Origin of the sequence: Propionivibrio soli (assembly GCF_025770765.1) — a bacterium.
Taxonomy (GTDB): Bacteria; Pseudomonadota; Gammaproteobacteria; order Burkholderiales; family Rhodocyclaceae; genus Propionivibrio; species Propionivibrio soli.
On sequence record NZ_JANZKY010000014.1, the window covers coordinates 26,141 to 51,703 of the forward strand.

The following is a 25,563-nucleotide window of genomic DNA, read 5'->3' on the forward strand; positions in this document are numbered from 1 at the left end:
TCGGTTACCAGTCGGGATGCGTCCTAAGTGGGGCTCGTCGAAGCCTTTTCAAGCTTTCGCTTTGGCGACCATCACGAGCGCGGGACGCAGCACACGATCGGCAATCAGGTAACCCTTTTGCAGGACAGTGACGACCGTATTGGGCTCCTGTTCGCTTTCCACCATGCTGATCGCTTGGTGGAAATGCGGGTCGAACTTCTCACCGACGGGGTTCAGCTCGGTCACTTTGGCCTTCTCGAAAGCCGCGACCAACTGCTTCAGGGTGAGCTCCGTACCGGACTTCAGGCTCTCGATGCTTGGCGTTTCGGCAGCCAGCGCCGCTTCCAAGCTGTCCTTTACCGCCAGGAGTTCCCCGGCGAAACGTTCGACGGCGAATTTGGAGGCCTTGGCGATATCTTCCTGTGCGCGGCGGCGTACGTTCTCCGTTTCCGCCTTGGCGCGCAACCAAGCGTCGTGGTGCTCTTCGGCGTTGAGCTCGGCCTTGCGCAACAATTCCTCAAGGCTCGGGGTGCTTTCGGTCGGCGCCGGATCGTCTTGCGAGGGGGACGATGTTTCGTTCGTGCCGTCGTTCTGAATCAACTCGATGGGTTGTTCAGGTGTCTTGTCTTGCTCTTGCATATCAATGATCTCCCGGAAAACTCGGCCTACCTTGGGGCAACTTGGTCGATTTCAAGGGCCATTTTTCCGCTTTGGTTAGCAGCAGGCTGGAAAATGGTCAGAATGCTGGCGAAAAGCGTGAAGCGGAGCCTTTCTGCTGCTACGATTCCGCCTCAGACGACAAAACCGCGACTTCGGCATGACGGAAAAAATCGGGAAATACGAAGTGATTCGTACGCTGGGCAAGGGGGCGACCGCAGTCGTCTACTTGGCGCGCGACCCCGATACCAACCGCGAAGTGGCGGTGAAGCTGATTCGCTTCAGCGGCGAGAACGCGGCAATGTCCCGGCGGCTGCGCAAGCTCTTCCAGACCGAGGACTCGATCGGCCGACGGCTCGACCACCCGAACATCGTCAAGGTGTACGACGCGGCGATCGAGGACGACCGGGCGTATCTGGTGATGGAATACGTAGACGGGACGGCGCTCGAGCAGTACTGTGCGATCAATCGCCTGCTGCCGATGCACCGCGTCATCGGTATTGTCTTCAAGTGTTGCCTGGCACTCGATCATGCCTTCCGGCAGGGTGTCGTGCATCGGGACATCAAGCCGGCCAATATCCTGATCGACGCCGAGGACAATCCAAAGATCACGGACTTCGGCCTCGCGCTGAATCTCAACAAGGACTCCACGTTCGTGATGGGAGTGGGGTCGCCGGCGTACATGTCCCCAGAGCAGATCAAGAATTACCCTCTGAATCAAAAGACGGACCTGTACTCGCTGGGTGTCCTGCTTTTTCAGCTATTGACGGGGCGCTTGCCGTTTCGCGCCAGCAGCCAGGCCGCGCTTGTATACAAGATCGTCAATATGGAGATCCCGTCGGTCTGCGCCTTGAATCCCAATTTGCCGGCCGGGCTTGATCCGATCATCAAGAAGGCGCTGGAAAAGGACCTCTACAGCCGTTACAGGAATGGCGCAGAGTTTGCCAAAGACCTGTCCACGGTGCGTTATCAGATGTTCGACGAAAACGCCGCCGCTCAGGATACCTCGCATTTCGAGCGCCTGCGGGCGCTGGAATTCTTCCGAGGGTTCGAGGACATCGAGCTCTGGGAAATCCTGCGCATCAGTGTCTGGCGCGAGGTAGCGGACAAAGTCATGCTGATCCGCGAAGGCGACAAGAACCGCGTGTTCGGGATCATCGTGAAGGGCTTCGTGGAAGTGTCGATGGAAGGCAAGTCGCTTTGCCGCCTCGGCTCAGGCGAAGTCGTCGGTGAGATGGCGTTTCTGCACCCGACCGATTCTACGCGGTCGTGTTCCGTGGTTACGCTTGAGCCGACCCTGTTCCTGGAGATCAATAGCGCCGCGCTGGACCTCGGGTCGGATGAGTTGCGCGAGCGGTTTAACAAGGTGCTGACGGCCACCGCGCTGTCGCGGTTGCGTGCCGCCAACAAGGCCTTAGCCAAGCTCGGGCCGCCCGCCGTTCGTGGCAGCGGCGGTATGTGCGACCTGGAGCTCGCTCCGCCGTAAGCCGTTACCGGCCGGCCGTAGCCGACAGCTGCTTACACTGTCAGATCGACTTGCTGCACCGTTCCCGCGACGCCGTCGTCGCGCAGAAAAACGCCGCTTGACTTGATCTGCCCCTGGAGTTCGTTCGCGCTGGTTTTGACATCAAACGGTGTCTCGACACGGGCGAGGGCGATGGCGCCAACGTTCGCTTGCTTGAGACCCGTGAGCACGTCGGCTCCTGCGGCATCCTTGGCCCACACCTTCAGGTTGTTGTAGGCCGCGTCGTTCTCGTCGATCCAGCCGTTGTGGTCGCTGTCGTACTGCGCCAGTTCCGAGAACCCGTCGCCGCTCAAGGCGCCGAACAACTCGGAGCCGTCGTTGATCGTGCCGTCGCCATTGCGGTCGAAAGCGAGGAAACCGCTCCCGCCCGTCACGAAGTTGATTTCGTCGGCCGTGCCGTTGGCGTCGAGATCGAAACTGAACCGCTGGCTGGTCAGCTGCGCCGCTGTTCCGGAGAAGTTCAGAACCAGCGGATCTTTCGTCTGGCGAGCGTCGCCGGCGCGGATACGGACGTTCGATTCCTCGTAATAGCTACGGCTCATCGAGAGTCCCACGGAGAACGAAATCTCCTGTCCGTCACTTGTCTTCACAACCCCAGCGGCCGAGAAGGTCGTCTGTTCGCTCTCCGCGTAAACTTCGTGGCGATCGTACTCGAAGCCCCAGCCGGCGTTGGCCGGTTGAGCGGGGGTTTGGGCTGGTACTCCGGCAGGCACCGCAGCGGCTTCATTCATTGCCGCCTCAAGCTCGCTCAGATCGAGGATTTTCACCTCGCGGCCGGTCAGCATATAGACAAGCGCCTTGACGAGCTGGAGCTTCGGGTCCTTTTCAACGGCATCGGCGCTGTCCTGAACGGCGTTGGCTTCATTTTTCTGCGCGGCTTTGCCCGCATCCGAAAGCTGGACTTCGGGCAGTTGAACAGCGGGCAAGGGGTTGCTGCGCGCGCTGTTTTCGACCGCCGGGCGACGATCGCCGACCCACGAACGCATCGATTCCTGCAGCTCGTGCCGTTCCTGCTTGAAATGGGTCGATTCGAGCTGCAACGCTGAACTCGCGATTCTCATGATCGTCTCCTTGCGTACCGTTAACGCAAATTAACGGCCCGGACGGCGATCACTTGAGGGGCGATACGGCCGCGACTTAGCGCAGCGAGCGGTTTACGAGGTGGCGCCAAGCGCCTTGGCACGTTGCGCGCTGGCGGCGAGTTCGCTCGCATTGGCAGGCATTTGCGTCGGCCAGCCGGCGAGGTGTTTTTCGGCGAGGGCGGCGAGCGCGTGAATCCAGGTTTCCCGCTCATTCAGGCAGGGGATGTAGCGAAAATCCTTGCCCCCGGCACCGAGGAAGGCGCTTTTGCCTTCCAGCGCGATCTCCTCGAGCGTTTCGAGACAATCGGCGACGAAACCGGGGCAGACTACGTCCACGCGCCGTACTCCCTCCTTGGCCAGAGCCTGCAGGGTGGGGGCGGTATAGGGCTGAAGCCATTCAGCGCGGCCGAAGCGCGATTGAAAACAGATTTGATACTCGTTCGGGCCAAGACGAAGCGCTTCAGCGAGCAGGCGGCCGGTCTTTTGGCATTCGCAATGGTATGGATCGCCCTTGTCCAACGTCGAACGCGGTACACCGTGAAAGCTCATGATCAGCCGGTAAGACGAGTTTGGCCGGCCTTCTGCGCCCCAATAGGAGCGGATGCCTTCGGCGAGCGCTTCGATGTATCCCTTGTCGTCGGCGAAGCTGCGCACCGTCCGCAGTTCCGGCTGGTTGCGCTGCGTGGCCGCCCAGGCGAAGGCGGCGTCAAACGCGGTGGCCGTCGTGCTCGACGAATATTGCGGATACAGAGGAAGGAGCAGGATGCGCGTGCAACCCTCGGCTTTGAGGCGTGAGAGGACGGCGGGGATCGACGGTTCGCCGTAGCGCATGGCGTAGGCGACGGTTACGTCATGCCCGCGGGTGCCGAGAAAACCGCGCAGCAGTTTCGACTGCCGTTCGCTATGCACCTTCAGCGGTGAACCGTCCGGTGTCCAGATCTTTGCGTACTTCTCGGCCGATTTTTTCGGCCGTACATTGAGGATGATGCCGTTCAGGATCGGCCACCAGACAAATCGAGGAATCTCCACCACACGCGGGTCGGACAGAAATTCCTTGAGATAGCAACGTACGGCGGGTGCCGTCGGCGCTTCCGGGGTGCCGAGATTGATCAGCAAGATCGCGGTTTTCGCCGCCGTGCCGTGGCGAAACGGCGGCTCCGGCTGGCAGCGGGCCATCAGGAATTGGCCTGGTAGGTGAGCGCGGAGGAAAGCAGCTTGGCGGTGATGTCGACGATCGGGATCACCCGCTCGTAGGCCATGCGTGTCGGGCCGATGACGCCCACCGAGCCGACGATCTGACCGTCGACCTCGTAGGGCGCAGTGATCACGCTGCATTCGTCGAGTGGCGCGATGCCTGATTCGCCCCCGATGAAAAGTTGGATGCCGTCGGCACGGTGCGAGATGTCGAGCAATTGCATGAGCGCGGTGCGCTGTTCGAAAAGATCGAACAACTCGCGCAGGCGCTTCATGTTCGACGAGAGCTCTTCGAATTCCAGCAGATTCCGCTGCCCCGAAATCACGTAGTCGTTGTCGGTCTGGTGCATCGCCTCGTCGCCTGCGGCCAAGGCCGCCGCCATCAGGTCTTGCAGGTCGCCGCGCAGGCGTTGCAGGTCTTCCTTGACGTGGTCTCGAATATGCTCGAAATCCTGCCCGGAAAAGTGCATGTTGAGGTAGTTCGCCGCGGAAACGAGTTCGGACGGCGAATAAACCCGTTGCGTGAAAAGAATCCGGTTCTGCACATCGCCATCCATTGTCACCAGGATGAGCAGGATGCGTTTGTCCGAAAGGCTGACGAATTCGACCTGCCGTATCCGTGGCGTCTTTCGCCGGGGCGCGACAACGATGCCGGCAAACTGGGTGAGCCCGGAAAGCAGGCGTGATGCGCTATTGATGAGCTGCTGCGGCTGCGAGGGGTGCAACTGGCCTTCGATGGCGTGAATCTTCTCGGAATCGAGCGGTTGCATTGTCAACAGACTATCGACAAAAAAGCGGTAGCCACGCGGCGTCGGGATGCGTCCGGCAGACGTATGGGGACTCGCAATGAAGCCGATATCCTCCAGGTCGGCCATCACGTTGCGTACCGTCGCGGCCGACAAGTCGAGCCCGGAGTACTTGGAGAGTGCGCGTGATCCGACCGGCTGTCCGTCTGCGATGTAACGCTCGATCAGGGTTTTCAGCAGGGTTTTGGCGCGCTCGTCTAGCATGGGGTTGATTCTACAAAAAGAATCGTCGTTTAACCATGAAGTAGGTGCGGTCTGCCAAAGATCAAGAGGGTATTCGCCTTTCCGCGCCTGGGTACGGCCTCCGGGAACGGTTGGCGGCGATTTGTGGTTTAATTCGGCCCATGAACGATAACCCGACCGGCGCTTCAGGCCTCCGCGTGGTGCCCCCGCGAACGATCGCGCTGATTGGCAAATATCAGAGCCGCGAGATCGCCGAATCGCTTTGTCTGCTTGCCGATAATTTGTCCGGACGCGGAATCACGGTGATCATCGAGGAAGCGACGGTGAGCAACTCCGGCTTGCCGGACGATATGCGTCAATGGGAACAGGGGGATTTCGCGGCGATCGGCGCCCGGGCCGACCTGGCCATCGTGATCGGCGGCGACGGAACGATGCTCAACGCCGCTCGCCACCTGGCGAGCTACCGGGTGCCTCTCGTCGGCGTCAACCAGGGCCGACTCGGTTTCATGACCGATATCGCGCGCAACGAAATGCTCACCTGTATGGACGCCTTGCTCGAAGGCCGGTTCACTCCCGAAAGCCGCATGCTGCTGGGTGCCGAGGTGATTCGCGACGGGCATCGGGTGGGAGCGAATCTGGCGCTCAACGAGGTGGTGGTGGACAAGGGCGCCATCGGCCGGCTCATCGAATTTGCGCTATTCATCGACGGCGAGTTCATCTACAACCTGCGCTCGGACGGCCTAATCGCCTCGACGCCGACCGGTTCGACGGCGTATTCGCTCTCGGCCAATGGCCCGATCCTTCATCCACAGGTTACCGGCGTTGCGCTCGTGCCGTTGTGCCCGCACTCACTGACCAATCGCCCGATCCTCGTCGGTGACCGCAACGAGATCGAAGTCCGCATCATCCACGCCACGGACTCGCGCGTGCACTTTGATGGCCAGGTTACGTACGACTTGAAGCCGGACGACATCGTACGCATCCGGCGCTCCGAATACTCCATCTGCTTCCTCCACCCGCCCGGATACAGCTATTTCGCGATGCTGCGCCAAAAACTGCACTGGAGCGAGCAGCCAAGAATTCACTAACGCCGCGAGAGCCCGTTTTCCCTATGTTGCGTCGTCTGACCGTTCGCGATTTCGTTCTCGTCGACCGGCTCGAACTCGATTTCGAGCCCGGCTTTGGCACCCTCACCGGCGAAACCGGCGCCGGCAAGTCCATCCTTGTTGATGCCCTGGCCTTTGCACTCGGCGAACGCGCCGACGCGGGGCTTGTGCGCGCCGGCGGTGAGCGTGCCGAAGTCAGCGCCGAGTTCGATCTGGACGATGCGCCAAGCGCCCGCGACTGGTTGCGCGAGCAAGACCTGGACGCCGACGAAGGGCTCCTCCTGCGCCGGGTGATTGACACATCCGGGCGTTCGCGGGCCTACCTCAACGGTTCGCCGGTGACGCTGCAGCAACTGCGCGAAGTCGCCGAGTTCGTCGTCGACATCCATGGCCAGCATGCGCATCAATCGCTATTGCGCGGGGATGCTCAGCGCGCTTTGCTCGATTCGCATGGTGGCCTGGATGAACTGGCAGGCAAGGTCGCTGGGGCGTGGCGTTCCTGGCGCGAGGCCGTGACCTTGCTCGAAACGGCTCGGGGTGGTGCCGAAGCTTTGATGCAAGAACGCGACCAGTTGGAGTGGCAGGTCAAAGAACTGGAAGCGCTCGCTTTCTCCGCCGACGAATGGGCGGGGCTCGACGCCGAGCACAAGCGGCTCGCGCATGCGGCGAGCCTCGTCGAAGGCGCACGTTACGCGCTCGATTTGCTAGCCGAGTCCGACGCCGCCTGCGTGGCGCTCGTCGATAACGCCGTCAGCCGCCTCGACCATCTCGTCGAGTACGACGAAGGCCTCACCGAAGTGAGTGCCGTGTTGCAGTCGGCGCAGGCCGAACTGGCGGAAGCGGTGTCGTCGCTGCGCCGGTATGCCGACCGCGTCGAACTCGACCCCGAACGGCTAGGGGAGGTCGAGCGACGCATCGAAGCCGTTCACGCATGCGCGCGAAAATTCCGTTCGCGGCCCGACGAATTGCCGGAACTGCTGGCCCGGTGGCAGGAACGTTTGGCCGCGCTGGGGCAGGCGGCCGACATCGCGGCGCTCGAAGCCCGCGCCGCCGAAACGCGGGCGGCATACGAAGCGCTCGCCAAGCGGCTTTCCAAAGGGCGGGCCAAGGCCGCCGCGTCGCTCGGCAATGAAGTCAGTCGCGTCATGCAGCAGCTCGCGCTCGGCGGAGGACGTTTCGAGGTGACCCTGCTGCCGCTCGACGACGGCGCCGCGTCGGGGCTCGAACGCATCGAATTCCGCATCGCGGGCCTTGCCGGCACCGAGGCGCGTCCACTTGCCAAGGTGGCATCCGGCGGCGAACTCTCGCGTATCAGCCTTGCCATCCAGGTAGTGACCAGCCAGGCGGCGAGTGTTCCCACCCTTATCTTCGACGAGGTGGACGTCGGTATTGGCGGCGGCGTTGCCGAGGTCGTTGGGCGCTTGCTGCGCGAACTCGGCACGGAACGCCAAGTGCTCTGCGTGACGCATCTGCCTCAAGTTGCAGCGCGGGCCAATTGGCAATGGCGCGTCGTGAAGAGCGGCAAGGGCAACCAGATCCGCAGTGACGTCGTGCCGCTCGACAACGCCGGCCGCATCGAAGAAGTGGCGCGCATGCTGGGTGGTGTCGAGATCACCGCCATTACCCGACAGCATGCGCGGGAGATGCTCGATTTTTCGGTGGCCTAAATCAAAGGGCTACGCAAAAGGGCTGCGCTCTAGTCGCGCGCAATTTTAGCCGCCCGCTTCAGAAGTCCTTTTTTTCGGACGAGTAGCAGCGCGGGCTCCACACGCTACCGCCCGCTGCGGACCGCATGCCGGGTGGTGTGGCAGGGGCAGCTAACAATAGCGGCCCCTATGCCGATGCATCGGCAGACTCTTATTTCTCCGCCTCACTCGGCGTATCGGGCGAGCCATCAACCTTGCCAATATCCTTGAGCGCGGGCCCCGGCTCGGGCTGATATCTTGAGTTCTTGACCCAGCGCAATAGCACCAACGAAACACTGTCCGCACACTGCTCAAAAATATCGCACTTGCTGAACGCCTTCATCCCCGCGACCCAGCACACCCGCATGAACTTCGTCTGGCGCAGAGGATAACCCGTCTCGGTAAGCGTCGCCTCGATACCAACATAGCGATGGCCTGTCATCGCAAAGCCCTCCACCTTCAAGGCCTCGGTGATCTTCACTTTCAGCTTTGCATCGCCAAGCGGCGCCGTCATCTCGGGCGGTGGCTGCTGCAAGTCGCCGGTAGGCGGATTGGTATAGAGGGCCGTGCTCAAACGATCTGCGAGCATCTGGTCGACCTTGCACTCCTGGCCGTGACTGACGTTTTCCTTCGGTTCGGCTTGAAAGCTGATCGGCAATTCAAGCACCGTGAACGGGCCGGCATGCGAATTGAAGCTCAGGGCCAGCAGAAAAATCCATGGGTAGTTTTTCATCGTGTGTCGACGATTTCGAATAGTGATCAATCCAGCAAGCGCTGGAGCAAATTTTTGTTTTCCGGACAGGGGGCGGAACGGGGCAAGACGAATTGCTCGGTGCCGTCGCTGACATCGTAAACCTCCATTCTGCAAACGCCGCCGTTACCCAAAGGGCCCTCCTCAACCCAACGAACTTGATAGGTACGGCCCCCCTCGGGATCGAACCCCACGCAAATCGGGCCGCAACTCACGATCGCATTGTGCATATGGAGCACCGAGTTGCCATAGATACTCAATGGCTTGATCGGCACGTAACCGCTGAATTGCGGCGATTCGTAAGGGCCGTCACCGTAGGCCACGGCAAAGCGTGCGCTGCCTGGGCCGGCGATGGTCACATACGCTGCTGTCTTTGGGTCGGTCGGTTCGCCTCGAACATCGAGCCCCAGGCTATGCGCCATTTTGATTTCCTTGACCAGTCCGTTGATCCACTTGATGTAGTTGGGATGGATCTGCCGTTCACCGTCCGACTCACGATATTGCAGCCCAGAGGTGCTGCTCAGGTATTTGATCTGGAAGCCGCCCGCATCGTAGGGAATGGCCACCCGAAACGTATGCTTGCGCGCCTGCACCAGCTGCAGGCGGATTTCGTTGTTACTGTCCGATTCCAGCTTGTAGACTACTTCGCCGGTATATCGATCGGCGCCGGCGATGATGTAATCATGAATCTGTTTGGCCGTTGCAGGTGGTCCGTCATCAAATCGGATGTCGGGGTCAACCAGTGTCGCCAGCTTGGCCATGGTGCTGCTCGCGCCCAGCATGAACACCAGCGCCATGAGTTTGCGAATCGTTGCGGATGTCAATCTCTTGCTCCATGGAAGCATCGTTTATTGGAAAGCGACTCGCGCCACCAGCTTGCAGTACTTGCTCGCATCGTCGATGGAGGGCGTTGCTGAAGCGGGCTTGCGCAGCACCTTTTGCACGCCTTGCTGCTGCTCCCAGATGCCCGGCATCCTGTCGCCCTTTTCGGTCAGCAAGTCATAGAGTGGTTTGTGCAAGGGGCTGGTGTAGTCGTAATCCGGAACCACCGCGCACACCTTGACCCCAGAGCGGCCCGACAGCTCCTTGATTCGCTCCGTGAACTTCGCTGCGTTAGCTACGCTGTCTTCCAGCGTAGTAACGGCAATGGTTTCCTGACCGAACGAAGTGTATTGAACCTGCCCAGTCGTGAATAGAAATACCAGAATCAGTTCCTGCATGAGTGTTCCTTAGTAAAAATTAATTTGGGTGGATCGAGCGCCAGAAGCGGCCAGGGTGACCGTTTATCGGTGGCCAGACGATGTCCGTGGTGAGCTGCGCCATTCTGCACTCACGAATATGCGAGGATCGAGTACGCCAACAAATCCACCCGATGCCGACAGCAAACGCCATCACGACAAGAATCGGTTGTGGAAGCCCTGATGCGTGGGCGAGGTATTGGACGAATCCGTAGAATTCTTCGGAGAGCAACACGAGTGTGGTGTTGTTTACTGTTTTTTTCGATCGGCTACTTTTTGTCTTCGCCACTATCGGTCATTCCCAACTCGCGGAGTGATTGGTTGATTTCCGTGCCTGAGATCAACTCATCGCTCTCTTCATATCCTTCCGGCTTGTCGTAGTCGTACTCGATCTTGAATCTGCCGCTCGGGAACAGCGTGAATGTCAAACCCCAGATGCGTTGACCGGTGGTTTTCAGGAGATCGTCGCGAAGGGAAAGGGCTGCGTCCAAACCTTCCCAGAGCGCAGTGTGATCTTCGCTAAAACCACCGTGCTCATCCTTGATTCCATTACATACGAGCCATTGGGATCCTTTAGCCATGGTTGCCAACGTACTAATTTTGCAACCTGCAGAATCCCAAGTGCGCTTTTCGATAAATGCCAATACGTATTGTGCAAGCGCCCTGTATGCACTTTCAACGTCGTCAAATTGCATGATTCCTCACTGAGTAAATCTATACGGAATAACCTTTCCATCCACTATTGCAAGTACCTTGAACTCATTCGGCCTCACCCCGCCTCCAGCCGGATAACCAACGTCGATCTTCACGCTCACGGAGTTGCCAGCATCGAGCCCTTTATGTAAGCAGTTTTCCATGGCTTTCCGGCGTCAAATTTCACTATTCACCAATAGGCAAAGCGGACCAGCTTTCTTTACGAGGCTGATTGGCTTGTGAGTATCCCCTCCATCAATCGAGATCTCCACAACCAAATCTTGGTTCTCGAAGGACTGCAACTCCTTGATCAGTTGTCGAACGGTCTTGCCGTGTGAAACCCAATTCGGTTGTACGGTCGGTTCGTTCCTCATGTCAGTCTCCAATGCGGTTTAAATTAACATCATAGGTTCCAGCTCTCGTTTCCTTGCTGCCGAGATTCTTCACAGAATCTGCCATTTTCCATGCGCCGCCATTGTGTCCGTCCAAGTCCCTAGTGATGAAATCATTTCCACGCTTGAAAACTGCTTGCCCATCGTGAACCGTCTCGTTGATCTTCTTGAAGCCTAGTGCCTCAGCGGCCACCTTAGCTTCTTTGGTCGTTTTATAGACAGGATCGGCGAGAGCACGTGCTCCCTTTTCTGCCTTCGCCAAGATCGAAGCTGCATCCTCGATCTTATCGCCCGCCTTAACGATCTTGATCGTTCCCGCGGCACCGCCCGAGGGAAGGTTGGCGACTAGGTCCAGCGTCTGTTTGCCCATGATCTGGCCGACGGCGTAACCGTCGCCCTTCTCATAGGCTTGTGCGAGTTTCTCGCGCTGCTCTGGCGTCATGACGCCTAACAGATACGGCCAGTTGTCGGGGTTCTTCACGTAGTCCCAGGCAGCACCAGCACCGGCCTGCAATGTCTCCCGTGCTTGCGCATCGCCGATTGCTGCTCCTCCGAGGTTGACCGCAAGACCGTAGAGTGCCTTCGCGGTATCAACCACCATGTCGACGGCGGCACCTGCGAGGCCGCTGGCCATCCCGTTGGCTTTGCCATCCAGCGTGCCTTTCGCATACCTAAGCGTCTCGTCCTTTTCGCTGCCGTAGACGTTTTCCAGCGTGATGTACCCTAAACTGCTGCTCAGGGCGAGCGTTCCCTTGCGTAGATACTCGGCCGCCGCGTTCCGAACCTCTTGCCGAGCGTTGTTGCAGGCCTGACTGGAAATGCCTTGGCAAGCGTCAAGCTGGGCGTTGCGTTCTTTGTCGATTTTTTCGAGTGCAGCAATATCCTGTTGGCACGTGGTGTCGCACTGACCCTTGAGTTTCTTCTCCTTCAAGGCGGCCATGCGTATGGCTTCGTCGTGCTTCAGGTAATTATTCGTCACCCCGACATAGGCCGACGTTGCTCCCGTCGCCGCGCCCTGTGTCCCACCCGCTACCGCCCCAATCGCTGTTCCAGCCAGCGTCGTGCCGAGCTGCATCAAGCCGTAGTAATCGGACCTGAGCCGGTTGTATTCCTCCAGGCGCGCCTGTCGTTCCGCCTCGCTCAGGTTCGGATCCGTGATGTCGATCTTCGTATAATCGAATCCGTTCTGCTTGAGGTACTCCGAGATCAATGGCGCCAAGGCTTCCTGGCCGACGGCTCCGAGGACACCGGCGGCCACATTGCCGCCGCCAATCTTGGCTTCGATCAAGCCGACGAGGCCGTGCAGCGCCAGCTTCTGCGGCGAACCCTCGGCCCAACCCTGTTTCTGCGCATAATCCCCGACCGCATTGGCGAGGACGCTGCCGACGATCTGCGCCGCCTGCTGGTTCTGCTTCTGCTTCGCGATCTTGTCCTCGAGGACCTGCGCCTGTTGCAAGGTGAGGGTATTGGTCAGGCGCTGGTTGGCCGTCTTTGGATCGCGGGCCGTGAGTTCGTCGGCGGTGGCCTGGCTCCGCGCGTCCTTCGCCGTGTCGCCCGAGCCCGTGATCGTGACGTGGGCCGGGCTGATCACGCTTTGCGTCTGGCTTGACTCCTTCTGATTCTTCGGCAGCGCCGCGTTGCCGTTCAGATTGCCCATCAGATTGCTTGCCGCATTGCTCCCGAGCGTGCCGAGGGCGGAGCCGTCGGTATTGAAGGCCACACTCATGCTGCTCGCGCTCGCCTTCGTGACTTGATGATTATCGAGATCCCGACTCGTGAGGCTCGCGGTCGTGAGCTTGTTCTTCTCCGTGCTGTTGCCAACGTCGGCCGTACTCGTGATCGCCGCCCCGACGAGGTCCGTGTCGCCCTTGACCGTAATGTCGAAGCCGCCGGCCCCGGCGGCGATGCCGCTCTGGCCCACGGCCGAGAGGTAATCGTGCTTGATCTTCTGACTGCTCGCGCTCACGCTGCCGGTGACGTAGGTGCCGGCGCAGATCGGCGGAATGCACAACGAGAGACTGAAGCCCGAACTCGACTGCTTGCTGTAATAGACGCTGCTGTCCTGCAAGGTCTCTACCAGGAGATCCCGCCCCACGTCGAAGAGCACCGTATCGCCCGCGACTTGCGCGCCTCGGAGCGTCGAATCGCGGCCGCTCGTCACCTTCAACGTCTCGGCGGCCGTCACCTGCGTGTTGTCCCAGGTCGTCTCCGTCCCGTTTGCCTTGCCCTTCGACTGGCTCGCACTCACCTGGATCGAGAAACCGTTCTGTTGGCCGCCGAAGGCGAAGGTCACCCCAAAGCCTGCATTGCTGCCCTTGTTGGTACTCGCGAGATCGCTCGTGTTCGCCGCCGCGGTGAGGAGTACATCGCGCGCCGCGGCGAGCGTGATGTTCCGCGCCTGCAGCTTGGCCGCGGCCATCGCGAGGTCGGACTCCGTGGCCGCGATGTCGATCGTCTGCGCCTGCAGATTGGTGCCGGTGACCCGGGTATCGTGCGTCGTCGTCTCGGCCTTGCTCTTGCTCGTGCCGATCGCCACCTGCACGCCGAACCCCGAACTCGCGCTCGCGCCGCCCGCGGTGCCGAAGTCCTTGGTGGCCCCCGCGACGCTCGTCGGGTTTGCTCCCGGGATCGTGTCCATCTGCGAGAGCTTGTAGGCGTCGTAGCCCGCCTTCAGGGCGAAGGCGCCCTGGAGGCGGTCGTTGTCGGAATCGTGCGCCGCTTTCACCGCGTCCCCGATGGCGTTGATCTTCTCCCCGATCGGGCCGGCGAGTGAAGCGCCGAGCGTAACGCTCTTGCTCTTGGCCACGCTGTGCGTGGCGTTCGTGTCGGCCGCCGCCTGCAGATCGACCGCGTTGCCCGAGAGGGCGATCGTCTGGCCGGCGAGGAGGTCAGCGCCCTGGGTGACGACGTTCCCCTGGCCCGTGCCCTTGTATTGACTGTCGAGGCCGGCGCGCACGGTGAGGTTGCCGGCATTGGCCGAGAGGAGGGCCGTGCGTGCCGCGGCGGACTGGCCGTCGGTGTCCTCGCTCGCCGCCATCGTGCCGAAGATGGTGAGCTTGCCGAACGTATCGGGAGTGAGGCCGATGCTGCGGCTCGAACTCTTGCGCTGCGTCTCGATGGCCTGTGTATCCGCGGCGGCGACGATATCGACGTTGCGCCCGGCGAGGAGGGTGAGGTCTTTGTCTGCGAGGACGTTGGCGGCCTTGAGAACCGTGTCGCGGCCGCTGGTGACGTCGACGTTTTCGCCGGAGAGGGTACTCACGACCTGGGTGACGCTCGTGCCGTCCGCATTCTGTTTGAGCGAACTCTTGCCGTAGGAGATCCCGCCGTAGGAAGCGGACAAACCGGATTTCTTCTTCGTCACGAGGTGCGTCTCGTGGCGCGTGTCCTGCGCCGTATCGAGCACCACGTCGCGACCCGCGGCGACTGCGAGATCCTCCGTTGCTGTGACGTTGCTGCCCCGAATCCGGATGTCCTGGCCAGCGGACAGCGTGGTGGTGTTCCCGCTGAAAGTGGAGGCCAGCGCCGTGCTCGCGTCGAGGGTGTCGTTGGTGACCTTCGTTTTGCTGGAAAGGAAGCCTTTGGACTTGGTCTTGTGCCGTTCGTCGAGCGTCTCCGTGGCTTGCCCAGCGTCGATCTGCAAGTTGTTGCCCGCTTGGACGGCAAGCATTCCTTTTTCGGTCGTTACGTTGGCGGCCGTGGCAGAGAGGTCGTGCCCGGAGACGAGGGTGAGATCGCTTGTGGCCTGGATAACGGTACCGGTCTCTTGGCTCTGCGTCGTCCTCAGGTAATTGCTGCCATTTCGCGCATTGGCCTGACGGCGGCTTTCCGTAACGGTACCGAGCGTCAAATCGTGGCCGGCGACCAAGGCGGTGCCGCCCTTTCCTCCCACGGTGGTCGCACCGTTGTTCGCGACCACAGCGCCGAGCAGCGCAAGGTCGCGGCCGGCGGAGGCGACCAGGGTGCCATTCTCTCCCGACACATAGAGTCCAGCTACCCTGTCGATGTTCGTGCGCTCACCCTGCGCATTCGTCTGCGTGCGGGTCGTGCTGCTGAGCGTGAGGTCGCGCCCGGCGCTGACCTGCAGCGCATCTTTTGCTTCAATCGTACCGCCGAGATTAGTCAGATCGGTACGTGCCGCGGCATACACCGACTGACCGCTGAGGCGGCCACCAAGGTTCCGGATGTTCTCGGCGGTCAGGCTAACGACACTGCGGCCGGCAATGGTGCCGCTGTTGGCGAGGTCGCCGGTAAGGTCAAGATTGATTGTTTCGGCGGCGATAAGTGCTCCTGAAGGTTGCACGTCGCCGTCCTGCACGCGCACATAGAGCTGTGGTACGAGCGCCTTTTGGACCGTGCCGTCGGCCAACTTGACGTCTTTTTCAACCAGCCACACGATGTCGCTGGTCAGCTGCGCCATCTGCGCTTCGGTGAGGGCAATGCCAGGGACGAGATTCCAGGCCTTGGCTACTGTCACCCCGGCGGCCATCAGCGCGCGGTACTGAGCCTCGTCGTTGGCATAGGTTGTGAGGAAGCGCCGTCCGGTCAGTTGGGCGACCTGCTCGGTCACCAGGCGTTGTTCATAGAAACCGTCACCAAGACGCTTTTGTGTGGTGGCCGGGTCCATCGACAGCGCCTTCAACATGTAGTCGCTGGAGAGCCATTGGCGGAAATTGGCAAAGCTCGGATCGGTTTCGATCAGGTAGCCGCGATCCGGGCGACTGGGAGCGCGAAACAGACTGTTGCTGGACAGTGTGGTATCGACGGCAACGGTGGCGACCGTAGCCCCGGCAACCGCCTGCCCGACGCTGTTGGTTCTGAGTTCGCCGACCCGCGTCCCGCTTCCGTCGTGGGTCGTGTTCTGCTTATAGACCGTCGGTCTGAGGACCAGACTCTGCACGGTCGCCGCAGGAGCGTAAGTCCCCCAATTATCGGTTATGGTGTAGTTGTTGTTAGACCCGGATTTCACTTTCTCCCAGAGGTAGTACATGGAACCCGAATCGCTGATGGTGCGGGTGCCTGCCACTTCGGTGTTGGTGAGGCTGTCGATGCTGGCGTTCAGTGCGTCGCCGGCGATGATCTGGCTGGCGTCGTTAAGCACGGTCCCAGCCTTGATCTGCATCGTGCCACCGGAGAGCAGCTTGGCCGGATCGGTCGCGTCGATTTGCGTTTCGCTAGTGGTGCGCGTGTAGTCGTAGTGGTAGTAGAAGCTTGTCTGTCCTTCCGGAGTGTTCAGTAGGGACAGAACGCCGCCGTTGCGGGAGCTAAACGTGACCTGGCTTTCGTTGTATTGATTGGAACTGCTCTTTGATTGGTAGTCGTTTCGATGCTCCGTGCTTGTCACGGTCGACTTGGTGGTTAAGTGCTCGTTGGTATTGTTCAATGTTCCGGCGCTAAGCGCGATATTCCCCAGTGCTTCGATGGTGGCGCTAGCATTGTTAAGAGTCGTGGCCTGTCCGGTGGCTTGATGCGCGGCATCCAGAGCGCCGCCGATACCGATGTCCTTGCCGCTGAAGAGATAGGCGTGTTCTCGGTTGTCAATTGTGGTGGCGCCGATGTCGAGACGATCGCGTGCGGCGATGACTGGCGCGTGTGTTTCTCCAGCGATGGTTTCAGCCGTGTTGTTCAACGTGCTGGCGGCGATGGCGACGTGGTCGCCATAGATGCGTCCGGTGCCGAGATTGTTGACGGTTGAACCGTCGATGAAAGTATTACCGCCATTGATCAGACCACGGTTGGTCAGTGTGTGCGTGTCTGTGGCATTGAGGTAAACGGCGCCTGGAACTACTCCAGTTGTCGTCTCCGTGCCGGCCAGGATCTGGCCTGAGACTTCGTTGTTCACAGTGGCGGCTGTAAGTGTAAGCGTCGTTCCGGCCGACAGTGTGGCCCGGTTGGTAAGGGTGCCGGCCGTTGTCAGGCTGGCTGCGCCATTGGCGGTAAATTCGTTGGTGTGGGTATAGTCGCTGATGAGTTTTGCCGAGAGGTCTCCCCGGCTAAGTACCTTACCGTCGCCGGTAAGTCCCTTGCTGTCAATGGTGAGCGACTGGCCGGCGATCAGGGTGCCGTCAGTATTGGTGATGTACTGACCCTTGTTGGCAAGAATGCTGTCTGCGATGGTGAGCGTCTTGCCGGAGGACATCGTTCCCAGTGTGTTGTCGACTACGCCATGGCCGATCAGCGTAAGGGTCTCGTCCGCACGCAGTGCGCCCGTGTTGTTGTCGACCTGCGTGGCGGAGATAGCGACGTTCCGGCCTTCGATGCCTTGATTCACGCCCTGTGTTTGGGCGTTGAGGATGCGGCCGGCTACGACCTCCAGCGTGCTGCCCGAGCGCAGCAGGCCGGTACTGTTCTTTACTGAGCCGCTGCCACTGTTTACCGCGAGCGTGCCCAAGGCCTGAACCTGTCCACCTTGGTTGTCGAGCGACGTAGCCGAAAGCGCGATCGCGGCCTCGCTAGCAATCTGACCTGAGGCATTGTTGATCGTGCCGCTGGTGGCTGTGATGTTGCCTTTGGCACCGACGAAGCCACTACTGTTTTCAAGGCCGCCGGTCGCCAGAGTCACGCTGTCTTGCCCGACAATGCCGAGAGTGGTGCCAGATTGCGTATTGACGAGTGTTTGGCCATGGGTGTCGATGTACAGCGCGCCACCGGCCTGGATCAGGCCGGCATCGTTGGTCAGCGTCCCGCTGGCAATGCTTAGCGCATCGGCGGATGCGATGCGGCCCCGCGTGTTGTCGAGCGCCTGTGCGTGGGTGTCCACTTGCAGGTTTTGAGCGGTAATGGTGCCGCCGTTGACAAGCCGTCCGTCGGCGGTGACGAGTACCTCGCCGGCTGAGGCGGCGATCGCGCCGGCGTTTTTCACGCCGACACCGGATTCGGTGCCGACGAGGACGATCTTGTTGGCATACATACCGCCGAGCTGGGCCACGTCGATTGCATAGGCGGGGGTAGGGCTTCCAGCGGCAATTGGCGTGACGGAGGTGTTCGCTGCGTCGATCCGGTTGGCGCCCGCCGTCACGCGAAGGTTCTGCGCCCAGAGACCGGCATTGACTTCCACGGCGCGGGCGATGATGTCGGTATAGTCGGCGCGGGTGGCGTCGAGGCCCGTTCCCTCGACGCGCACCGTACCGCCTTCGACGCGATAACCCTCAAGCGCGCCGCCGCCGATGATCGGCGTCCCGGTCGTCAGCGTCGCGCGGCTGGCATTGAGGAAGCCGCAGCCGCTGCATGTGATGCCGGCCGGGTTGGCGACGATCACCTGGGCGCGGTTCCCGGCGACTTCGATGTAGCCGGCGAGCAGGCTCGGGTTGCTCGATACGACTTCGTTGAGGATTACGCTGGCCGTTCCTCGGGCCAGCCACGGATTGCCTTGAATCCATCCGCCAAGGCGGGTGGCCGCGTTGGTACGCGAGTTGTTGAGGATCAGGCCCTGTTGTTGGACGTCGAAGCGTTCGTAGAGGTTGTGCGAGACCCCGGCGGCGCTGGGGGTCTGGATGTTCACCACCGGCACGCCATTGGCGGCACCAAGAATAGTCGGTCGCTGTGTTGCCGGGGCATTGCGATAGGCGACCGTTTGCGCGCCCGCAGGGTCCGCCAGCAGAGCGGCGAGCCCGAAGGCCACGAACAACGCCAGGGAAAGCGGCCGAACGGTGGCCCATATCGCTTGTGCGGAGGCGCCGAGCGTTCCATCCGACGTTCCGGCCGTTTTGCCGTCGCCGACGGCGCTTTCCGCCACGGCCATCAGTTGGCCGCGTTTCTTGTTGAATACGATGCGGTAGAGATTTTTGTTCATTTTCTTGCTTCCGGTGAAACGAAGTGGATTTCGTGTTGTTCGCAGTCCAGGGCTTACGTAATTGCGTGGCCTCGGAACATGGCTACGCGGTTGCTATGTAGTTCGTCGTGAGGCATCGCGTTGCTAGAACGACAGGGTGAGGTTGAATCCGGCCGTACGATGGTTGGCCGTGAAGTTCTCCGGCTTGTCGATCGGTCCGCCGACAAAGACGTCGTAACTGAACGCCTTGTAGTTGCCGCGCAGACCGAGCACGGCGCCGGTGAGGCTGCGTCCGACGAGTTGGTCCGCCGACTGACCGGCGACGCGGCCGTGATCGAGCCCGAGATACAGCTCTTGTCCTGTTTCGCCGAGGGGAAACGAAAGGTCGTTGCGGACAAGGAAGCCGCGTTCGGCCATCAGCACCGTTTCGCCGTCGAAGCCGCGCACGGTGTAGCGCCCGCCGATCGAGAACCGATCCTGCGGAACGAGCGGAGTGCGGTTCCACTGCGCACGCCAGTCCACGTTGTAGCGGACACGCTGTTCGCCGAGCTTGAACGGGATGGCGAGACTGGCGTCGGCGGTTACGAGGCGCGGCCGCGCGGTTCCTTCACCGAAAGCTTCTTCGGGCGCGTGAAGGGCGGCGAAGGCGCCGGTTCCCTGTCGATAGGCGACCGAGCCGTCGAGCGTTGCTTCGCCGATGAAGGCGCGGTGCGCCAGCCCGGCTTCCCAACCCGCCATACGACGGCGTTGAACCTCGACCTCGGTGTCGTCGATGAAATTCTTGGATTGCGTGAGATAGGTGCGGAGCGAAGCTGTTGTTTTGTGCGCACTGTCGCGATAGACGATCCGCGACAGCTTGGCTTCCAGATTCTCGCTCGTACCGCTGTAGAGGTAGTCCTGATTGATGCCGGCCACCGTCTGATGGTACCGGTTCGAGCTTTGCGTGACTCCGAGCAGCCAGTAACCCCACGGCACCGAGTAGTGCACGGTATGCCCGCGGGTGCCGCGGTCGCCTTCCTTGCCGCCACCGATATCCTGATTGAGGCTGACGTAGAAAAGGTCGTTGAGCGTGAGCAGATGGTCGGCAGAAACGGTTGCGTTGGCGAGGTATTTCCCCGTGTCGTCTGAGCCGCCGTCGTTGACGGAAAGTGTCAGGCGCAGCGGGAAACGTTGTTTCCATGTAACGACGATGTCGCTCTGCCCGAGTTCTTCGGTCGGCACGATTTCGAAGTCGGCTTCCGCCGTCGGTACGCGCTTGAAATTCTCCAGGGCCTGCTCGATGTCGCGTAGATTGAGGAGGTCCCCCGGCTTGATCGGAAAAGCGTTCCAGGCGTTGGATCGCGAGTCGCTCGCTTCGCTGAAACGTATGGCACGAACGCGCCCGGGAATGATTCGAAGGGCGAGCTTTCCAGACGTGAGATCTTGGGGCTCGGCGACGACCCGGGTCGTTACGAAACCGCGGGCAACGATCGCGTTCTGAATGCGGGCCATGATCAGGTTGATCCCTTGGCTGCCGAGGCAACGGCCCGTTGCCGGATCATCGGCGGGGTCGGCGGCGGCCAACGCCCATTCGAATCCGTCGGACTCGCCCAAGAAGGTGATTTCGCTGATTGGAAAGCAGGGGGTCTCCCGGTCAGGCAGACGATCTGGCAATGTCTCTGAGGCGCGCGGTAGCCGGACGTCCTTCCCCGGTTCCTGGCTTTCGCGCAATGCCCGCTCCCTTTCCTGCTGGCGCAGTGTTTCCTGCGCTGCCCGTTCGTTCAGTGTCTGCGCCATAACTCCACACGGCACTCCCATGAGGACGAAGACGGCGACTGCTGCTGGCTGAATTGAGCGCCGAACGGTTGATGTCGAGATAAATGATGTATTGCGTTTTTTGCGGAATACCGATCGGATTTGATTGTTCTTTTTGAGCATTTAAAGCTAAAAAACTAATTTGTTATGGTTTGAAAAACAGAAAATGGTACATAGGTGCAGTCTGATCTTGCAACTATTATTGATGGGCACGGAGTATTGACGATTTAACCCCTTCTTTGTGTGAGGTTTTTGGCAGATCCGGAAAATTGACTTTTCGGTCTTTGCGATGTCCCATGTGTGCTTGTCAAATCAGATGCTTGTGTTTTGGATGTCAAGACACCGTCGAACCGGATACCAAAGATCAGCTTCTGAAGTTACCGGGGGACTGTGACGATGATAGGTGGGACGGCTGCGCGTTACCTGCAGTGGCTACTGGAGCGTAAGGAAAGGCTTCGCAGTAGTTACCTGATTGTTTTTTCGGCAGAAACCTGGATTTGTCGCCACCCTTCGACTATTTTTATGAAAGGTGGTAGCGAGGCGTAGCGCTATGATCGGGAGTGTCGGCGGCTCTTGGGTTTCAGCAGCGGCCTCTTACGGCAACGGCGGGATGCCTGCGTCGCGCGGGACGCCAGCAAAAGCGACGGACACCCAAACCACATCGACAACCGACGGCCAAGCAGGCTCGGCTGCGCTTTCCGGCGTTACGTCAGGCGAACTGACGTCAGCGGAGCTTGAGCAAATCAAGCAGCTCAAACAACTCGACCGGAAAGTGCGGGCACACGAGTTGGCCCACGTGGCGGCAGGGGCTGGACTGGTCCGCGGTGGCGTCAGCTACACCTACGCCACGGGGCCAGACAACCAGCGCTATGCCGTTGGCGGCGAGGTATCGATTAGCACGGCGGCAGGAAGGACTCCCGAGGAAACGGTGTCGAAGGCGCAACGCATCCGGGCCGCGGCGTTGGCCCCTGCCGATCCGTCCTCACAAGATCGAAGCGTCGCTGCGGAGGCGTCGCGCATGGAGGCGGAGGCCCGGGCAGAGATTGCGATGCAGCGGCAGGAATCCTTTTCGGCGCGGTCCGGTTCTTCAGCGGCGCCAGGTGGCGACACCGAGGGTCGAGCTGCGATCAGCTCGTATCGTCAACAAGGCGCAGGGGCGTCGGAAGCGCTTGGTGCGCGTGTCAATCTATTTGCCTGATTACTCGGCCGGGGCGGCGGCCGGCACGGCAGCGGCTGCCTCCCGATGGGGGCATTCCTTCTTGGTGCATTCGGCGTACAGGTAGAGCGCGTGCTCTTGAATGGCGAAACCGCGTTCCTTGGCGATCCGTTTCTGCCGGCGTTCGATTTCTTCATCAATGAATTCCTCGACCCGCCCGCAATTGATGCACACGAGGTGGTCGTGATGCTGGCTTTCCTTGATTTCGAAAACCGATTTTCCCGAATCGAAATGGTGGCGTTCAAGCAGCCCAGCCTGTTCGAACTGGGTGAGTACGCGATACACCGTTGCTAACCCGATATCCTTGTTTTCGCTAAGCAGCAAGCGATGGACGTCGTCAGCAGTCAGGTGGCGGACTTCGGCGTGCTCAAAAAGCTCAAGGATTTTCAGGCGTGGAAATGTGGCCTTCAGGCCCATGCTTTTCAAGTCGGTGGATTTGCTCATTGGCTTCGCTTGATCGGTGGCGTAAGGGGTACCGCTTTTTCGGTTATGATATACCGCTTAACGCGGCTTTGAGGCTTGGGTTGTTTTTTGCCTTAAAGTTTCATTCCAATCGCCGGATGCTACACAAGAATGAGCTTTTCTCGATTCGCCTGCATGGTTTTCTTGTCGGCCGCGACGTTCGGCTGCTCTTCGGTGCCGCGCATCGTTAACGAATACAAAATTGACGTCCAGCAAGGGAACGTCCTCACCCAAGACATGGTTGCCCAGCTCCGTCCGGGGCTGACGAAGGACCAAGTCCGCTTCATTCTCGGAACGCCTGTGCTGATGGACATGTTCCACGGCAACCGTTGGGACTACGTGTATCGCTTGCAGAAGGGAAGCACGGGGGCGGTTGAGATGAGGAAGTTCTCAACCTTTTTCGATGCGGATAACAAGTTGGTCAGGGTTACGGGTGACGTGACGGCCGCGCAGGCGACCGATTTAGCAGCGGCGCAGGAAACCAAGACGCGAGAGATCGACCTTGGGTCAGTCGGCGAAGACGTTGTCGCCCCGGCGCCCGAAGAAAAAGGTTTCTTTGGCCGCATGATGGAAAAAGTGGGGTTCTGATGGCTGTGAAGATTGCCGTTGTCGGCGCCGGCGGGCGCATGGGGCGAATGATTATTGAGTCGGCGCTGAAGGATTCTGGCGTGGCTCTCGTGGCCGCAGTCGACCAGCCCGGGTCGGCGGCAATCGGCAAAGACGCCGGCGAACTCGTCGGCGCGCCGTGCGGGGTTCTGGTCACCGACGACGTAGAAAAGGCCTTCCGCCAAGCGGACTGCGTAATCGATTTCACCCGGCCCGAAGGCACCCTGCAGCACCTCGCCCTTTGTCGGAAGCACAAGGTGGCGATGGTGATCGGCACCACCGGCATGGAGGATGCGGGCAAGCAAGCGATTGCCGAGGCGGCGAAAGATATTCCGATCGTATTTGCGCCGAACATGAGCGTCGGCATGAACGTGGTTTTCAAGCTGCTCGACGCTGCGTCGCGCATCCTTTCCGAGGGCTACGACATCGAAATTGTCGAGGCGCACCACAAAATGAAGGTGGACGCGCCGTCGGGAACGGCGTTGCGCATGGGCGAGGTGATTGCCCAGGCCCTCGGTCGCGACCTGAAGTCGTGCGCCGTCTATGGCCGTGAAGGCGTAACCGGCGTGCGCGATCCTTCCACAATTGGTTTTGCCACGGTGCGCGGCGGCGACATCATCGGTGATCACACCGTAATGTATTGCGGAACTGGCGAACGGGTTGAAATCAGCCACAAGGCAGGTAGCCGGATGCCATATGCACTGGGAAGCCTGCGGGCAGCGCGTTTCCTCGCAGGGAAGAAGAGTGGTCTATTCGATATGCAGGACGTTCTCGGCCTGAGGTGAGGCAGCTTCGATAACCTGCGCACTAGGCCGGCTGGCAGGTAGTTGGCATAGTCCCTCAGTTGGTTTTGCGAGTAGTAGTGCCGGCTATTAACAAGCGCTAGCGCCGTTCTCCCCATTCTTTCTTTCCCCTTATTGGCGGAAACAAAGGGGGGCCGGGCCCGATATCTAGTCTTCCTTTGATCGCTCTGAACCGTTCGGCGACGCAGGAACGAAAATGCCGTTAGTGCCTCAAATGCGAAGATAAGTTACTCGTCCGCAACCGTCATCCGAGCCCTCTTCGTTGAGAAGATTCACGAGGCGGCGAAGCGTACCCTTTCTATCCTGAGCCGGTATGAAAAACGGGGCGCGAAAAGAGCCGTCGAGGAACGAGCGCGTTGCCGAGAGGCCAGCCTTCCGGTATGATTAGAAGGTTTGGAAGTTTTTCAAGCGGGAGGGCTGAGCGCCCGTCCCGCTTTTGCGTATATAAGCTACGGAATAGGAGCCTTTCGTGTCGTTGTTACCCTCTTTTCCGCCCGCAATCCTTGCTCTTGCCGACGGTACCATTTTCCGCGGCTACGCCATTGGCGCTCTCGGTGCCACAAGCGGCGAGGTGGTGTTCAACACGGCGATGACCGGCTACCAGGAAATCCTCACAGATCCTTCGTACTGCCGCCAGATCGTCACGCTGACCTATCCGCACATCGGCAATGTCGGCTGCAACAACGAGGATTTCGAATCGCGAGCTAACTTTGCAGCGGGGCTCGTCATCCGAGATTTACCGTTGCGCGCCGAAAACTGGCGCAAGCAGGACACCCTTTCGGACTACCTCACCAAGCATGGCGTCGTGGCAATCGCCGGCATCGACACCCGCAAACTCACCCGAGTCTTGCGCGAGAAAGGTGCGCAGGCGGGCTGCATCATGGCGGGTACGGTGGACGACGCGGATGCGATTGGGCAAGCAAGAGCTTTTCCAGGGTTGGCCGGCATGGATTTGGCGAAAGTCGTCAGCGTTGCGGAACCCTACGACTGGACCGAGGCGGAATGGACGCTAGACGGCTACGGCCATGCACCGGCGCCGCGTTTCAACGTCGTGGCCTACGATTACGGAATCAAGCGCAACATTCTGCGCATGCTTGCCTCGCGCGGATGCAAGGTAACCGTCGTTCCGGCCCAGATGCCGGCTGCCGAAGCGCTTAAATACAACCCGGACGGGATTTTCCTGTCCAACGGCCCCGGCGATCCGGAGCCCTGCGACTACGCAATCGAGGCGATCCGCGAATTTCTTGCGCGCGGCATTCCGACTTACGGGATCTGCCTCGGGCATCAGTTGCTGGCGCTGGCGTCCGGTGCACGCACGATCAAGATGAAGTTCGGTCACCACGGCGCCAATCATCCGGTGAAGGATCTCGATACCGGCCAAGTGCTGATCACGAGCCAGAACCATGGGTTTGCCGTCGATCCCGATTCGCTGCCGGCAAATCTGCGGGCAACGCACGTTTCACTATTCGACGGGTCGCTGCAGGGCCTGGCCAGGACGGATGTGCCGGCGTTTTGCTTCCAGGGGCACCCGGAAGCGAGCCCAGGACCGCACGACGTCGCCTATCTGTTCGACCGTTTCATTCAGCTGATGCAAGACACGAAGGCCAGGGGAAAGTAACT

The 25,563-nt window shown here is 60.3% G+C and carries 18 protein-coding genes; 7 read left to right on the forward strand and 11 right to left on the reverse strand.

All coding sequences use genetic code 11. The features are described from left to right. Window positions 1-48: 48 nt before the first annotated feature. Window positions 49-618: a nucleotide exchange factor GrpE gene (gene grpE / locus NZ453_RS16310; RefSeq protein WP_263771795.1), complete on the reverse strand. Its 570-nt coding sequence runs from the start codon at window positions 616-618 to the stop codon at window positions 49-51. Between the two features lie 178 nt (window positions 619-796). On the opposite strand from grpE, the gene NZ453_RS16315 reads away from it, so the two are divergent. Next, entirely contained in the window at window positions 797-2,122 is a 1,326-nt protein-coding gene (locus NZ453_RS16315) for a serine/threonine-protein kinase (RefSeq protein ID WP_263771796.1), read from the forward strand. A gap of 32 nt (window positions 2,123-2,154) precedes the next feature. On the opposite strand, the gene NZ453_RS16320 is transcribed toward NZ453_RS16315, so the two are convergent. The 3 genes from NZ453_RS16320 to hrcA form a co-directional block, all read right to left on the reverse strand. After that, complete coding sequence (locus tag NZ453_RS16320; protein ID WP_263771797.1) at window positions 2,155-3,222, reverse strand: EF-hand domain-containing protein; 1,068 nt, start codon at window positions 3,220-3,222, stop codon at window positions 2,155-2,157. A gap of 93 nt (window positions 3,223-3,315) precedes the next feature. After that, window positions 3,316-4,419 (reverse strand): ferrochelatase, encoded by a 1,104-nt coding sequence (gene hemH / locus NZ453_RS16325; RefSeq protein ID WP_263771798.1) that lies wholly within the window; start codon window positions 4,417-4,419, stop codon window positions 3,316-3,318. Then, on the reverse strand, window positions 4,419-5,447 hold the full coding sequence (gene hrcA / locus NZ453_RS16330; protein ID WP_263771799.1) for a heat-inducible transcriptional repressor HrcA: 1,029 nt from the start codon (window positions 5,445-5,447) through the stop codon (window positions 4,419-4,421). Before hrcA ends, hemH begins: the two co-directional genes overlap by 1 nt. A gap of 140 nt (window positions 5,448-5,587) precedes the next feature. Here hrcA and NZ453_RS16335 point away from each other — a divergent pair, with 140 nt between their 5' ends. Both NZ453_RS16335 and recN read left to right on the forward strand, forming a co-directional pair. After that, window positions 5,588-6,514 carry an NAD kinase gene (locus NZ453_RS16335; protein ID WP_263771800.1) on the forward strand — a complete coding sequence of 309 codons (927 nt, stop codon included), beginning with the start codon at window positions 5,588-5,590 and terminating at the stop codon, window positions 6,512-6,514. A 23-nt stretch (window positions 6,515-6,537) separates the two neighbouring features. After that, entirely contained in the window at window positions 6,538-8,199 is a 1,662-nt protein-coding gene (gene recN, locus NZ453_RS16340; RefSeq protein ID WP_263771801.1) for a DNA repair protein RecN, read from the forward strand. A 190-nt stretch (window positions 8,200-8,389) separates the two neighbouring features. Here recN and NZ453_RS16345 read toward each other — a convergent pair whose 3' ends face one another. The 6 genes from NZ453_RS16345 to NZ453_RS16370 all read right to left on the reverse strand — a co-directional run bounded on the left by NZ453_RS16345 (window position 8,390) and on the right by NZ453_RS16370 (window position 20,838). Beyond that, window positions 8,390-8,950, reverse strand: a complete 561-nt coding sequence (locus NZ453_RS16345; RefSeq protein ID WP_263771802.1) for a hypothetical protein — start codon at window positions 8,948-8,950, stop codon at window positions 8,390-8,392. Between the two features lie 26 nt (window positions 8,951-8,976). After that, complete coding sequence (locus NZ453_RS16350) at window positions 8,977-9,792, reverse strand: hypothetical protein (protein WP_263771803.1); 816 nt, start codon at window positions 9,790-9,792, stop codon at window positions 8,977-8,979. Window positions 9,793-9,816: 24 nt separating this feature from the next. Beyond that, complete coding sequence (locus NZ453_RS16355) at window positions 9,817-10,188, reverse strand: hypothetical protein (protein WP_263771804.1); 372 nt, start codon at window positions 10,186-10,188, stop codon at window positions 9,817-9,819. Window positions 10,189-10,475: 287 nt separating this feature from the next. Continuing rightward, entirely contained in the window at window positions 10,476-10,901 is a 426-nt protein-coding gene (locus tag NZ453_RS16360) for an antitoxin YezG family protein (protein WP_263771805.1), read from the reverse strand. A gap of 373 nt (window positions 10,902-11,274) precedes the next feature. Next, a complete protein-coding gene (locus tag NZ453_RS16365) occupies window positions 11,275-19,083 on the reverse strand; it encodes a two-partner secretion domain-containing protein (protein ID WP_263771806.1) in 7,809 nt (2,602 codons plus the stop codon). A 123-nt stretch (window positions 19,084-19,206) separates the two neighbouring features. Next, window positions 19,207-20,838 carry a ShlB/FhaC/HecB family hemolysin secretion/activation protein gene (locus NZ453_RS16370; protein WP_263771807.1) on the reverse strand — a complete coding sequence of 544 codons (1,632 nt, stop codon included), beginning with the start codon at window positions 20,836-20,838 and terminating at the stop codon, window positions 19,207-19,209. 628 nt (window positions 20,839-21,466) lie between these two features. On the opposite strand from NZ453_RS16370, the gene NZ453_RS16375 reads away from it, so the two are divergent. Further along, window positions 21,467-22,054: a putative metalloprotease CJM1_0395 family protein gene (locus NZ453_RS16375; protein ID WP_263771808.1), complete on the forward strand. Its 588-nt coding sequence runs from the start codon at window positions 21,467-21,469 to the stop codon at window positions 22,052-22,054. On the opposite strand, the gene fur is transcribed toward NZ453_RS16375, so the two are convergent. Continuing rightward, window positions 22,055-22,516, reverse strand: coding sequence for a ferric iron uptake transcriptional regulator (fur, locus tag NZ453_RS16380; RefSeq protein WP_263771809.1), 462 nt, complete (start codon window positions 22,514-22,516; stop codon window positions 22,055-22,057). Between the two features lie 129 nt (window positions 22,517-22,645). Here fur and NZ453_RS16385 point away from each other — a divergent pair, with 129 nt between their 5' ends. The 3 genes from NZ453_RS16385 (at window position 22,646) to carA (ending at window position 25,561) form a co-directional block, all read left to right on the forward strand. Next, window positions 22,646-23,122, forward strand: coding sequence for an outer membrane protein assembly factor BamE (locus tag NZ453_RS16385; RefSeq protein ID WP_263771810.1), 477 nt, complete (start codon window positions 22,646-22,648; stop codon window positions 23,120-23,122). Beyond that, a complete protein-coding gene (gene dapB / locus NZ453_RS16390) occupies window positions 23,122-23,925 on the forward strand; it encodes a 4-hydroxy-tetrahydrodipicolinate reductase (protein WP_420851677.1) in 804 nt (267 codons plus the stop codon). Before NZ453_RS16385 ends, dapB begins: the two co-directional genes overlap by 1 nt. A 487-nt stretch (window positions 23,926-24,412) precedes the next feature. Next, a complete protein-coding gene (gene carA, locus NZ453_RS16395; RefSeq protein ID WP_263771812.1) occupies window positions 24,413-25,561 on the forward strand; it encodes a glutamine-hydrolyzing carbamoyl-phosphate synthase small subunit in 1,149 nt (382 codons plus the stop codon). The last annotated feature ends 2 nt before the right edge of the window (window positions 25,562-25,563 follow it).

Coding starts and splice junctions, on each gene's coding strand:
- grpE (WP_263771795.1), bottom strand. CDS start 618: ATGCAAGAGCAAGACAAGACACCTGAACAACCCATCGAGTTGATTCAG.
- NZ453_RS16315 (WP_263771796.1), top strand. CDS start 797: ATGACGGAAAAAATCGGGAAATACGAAGTGATTCGTACGCTGGGCAAG.
- NZ453_RS16320 (WP_263771797.1), bottom strand. CDS start 3,222: ATGAGAATCGCGAGTTCAGCGTTGCAGCTCGAATCGACCCATTTCAAG.
- hemH (WP_263771798.1), bottom strand. CDS start 4,419: ATGGCCCGCTGCCAGCCGGAGCCGCCGTTTCGCCACGGCACGGCGGCG.
- hrcA (WP_263771799.1), bottom strand. CDS start 5,447: ATGCTAGACGAGCGCGCCAAAACCCTGCTGAAAACCCTGATCGAGCGT.
- NZ453_RS16335 (WP_263771800.1), top strand. CDS start 5,588: ATGAACGATAACCCGACCGGCGCTTCAGGCCTCCGCGTGGTGCCCCCG.
- recN (WP_263771801.1), top strand. CDS start 6,538: ATGTTGCGTCGTCTGACCGTTCGCGATTTCGTTCTCGTCGACCGGCTC.
- NZ453_RS16345 (WP_263771802.1), bottom strand. CDS start 8,950: ATGAAAAACTACCCATGGATTTTTCTGCTGGCCCTGAGCTTCAATTCG.
- NZ453_RS16355 (WP_263771804.1), bottom strand. CDS start 10,188: ATGCAGGAACTGATTCTGGTATTTCTATTCACGACTGGGCAGGTTCAA.
- NZ453_RS16360 (WP_263771805.1), bottom strand. CDS start 10,901: ATGCAATTTGACGACGTTGAAAGTGCATACAGGGCGCTTGCACAATAC.
- NZ453_RS16365 (WP_263771806.1), bottom strand. CDS start 19,083: ATGAACAAAAATCTCTACCGCATCGTATTCAACAAGAAACGCGGCCAA.
- NZ453_RS16370 (WP_263771807.1), bottom strand. CDS start 20,838: ATGGCGCAGACACTGAACGAACGGGCAGCGCAGGAAACACTGCGCCAG.
- NZ453_RS16375 (WP_263771808.1), top strand. CDS start 21,467: ATGCCTGCGTCGCGCGGGACGCCAGCAAAAGCGACGGACACCCAAACC.
- fur (WP_263771809.1), bottom strand. CDS start 22,516: ATGAGCAAATCCACCGACTTGAAAAGCATGGGCCTGAAGGCCACATTT.
- NZ453_RS16385 (WP_263771810.1), top strand. CDS start 22,646: ATGAGCTTTTCTCGATTCGCCTGCATGGTTTTCTTGTCGGCCGCGACG.
- dapB (WP_420851677.1), top strand. CDS start 23,122: ATGGCTGTGAAGATTGCCGTTGTCGGCGCCGGCGGGCGCATGGGGCGA.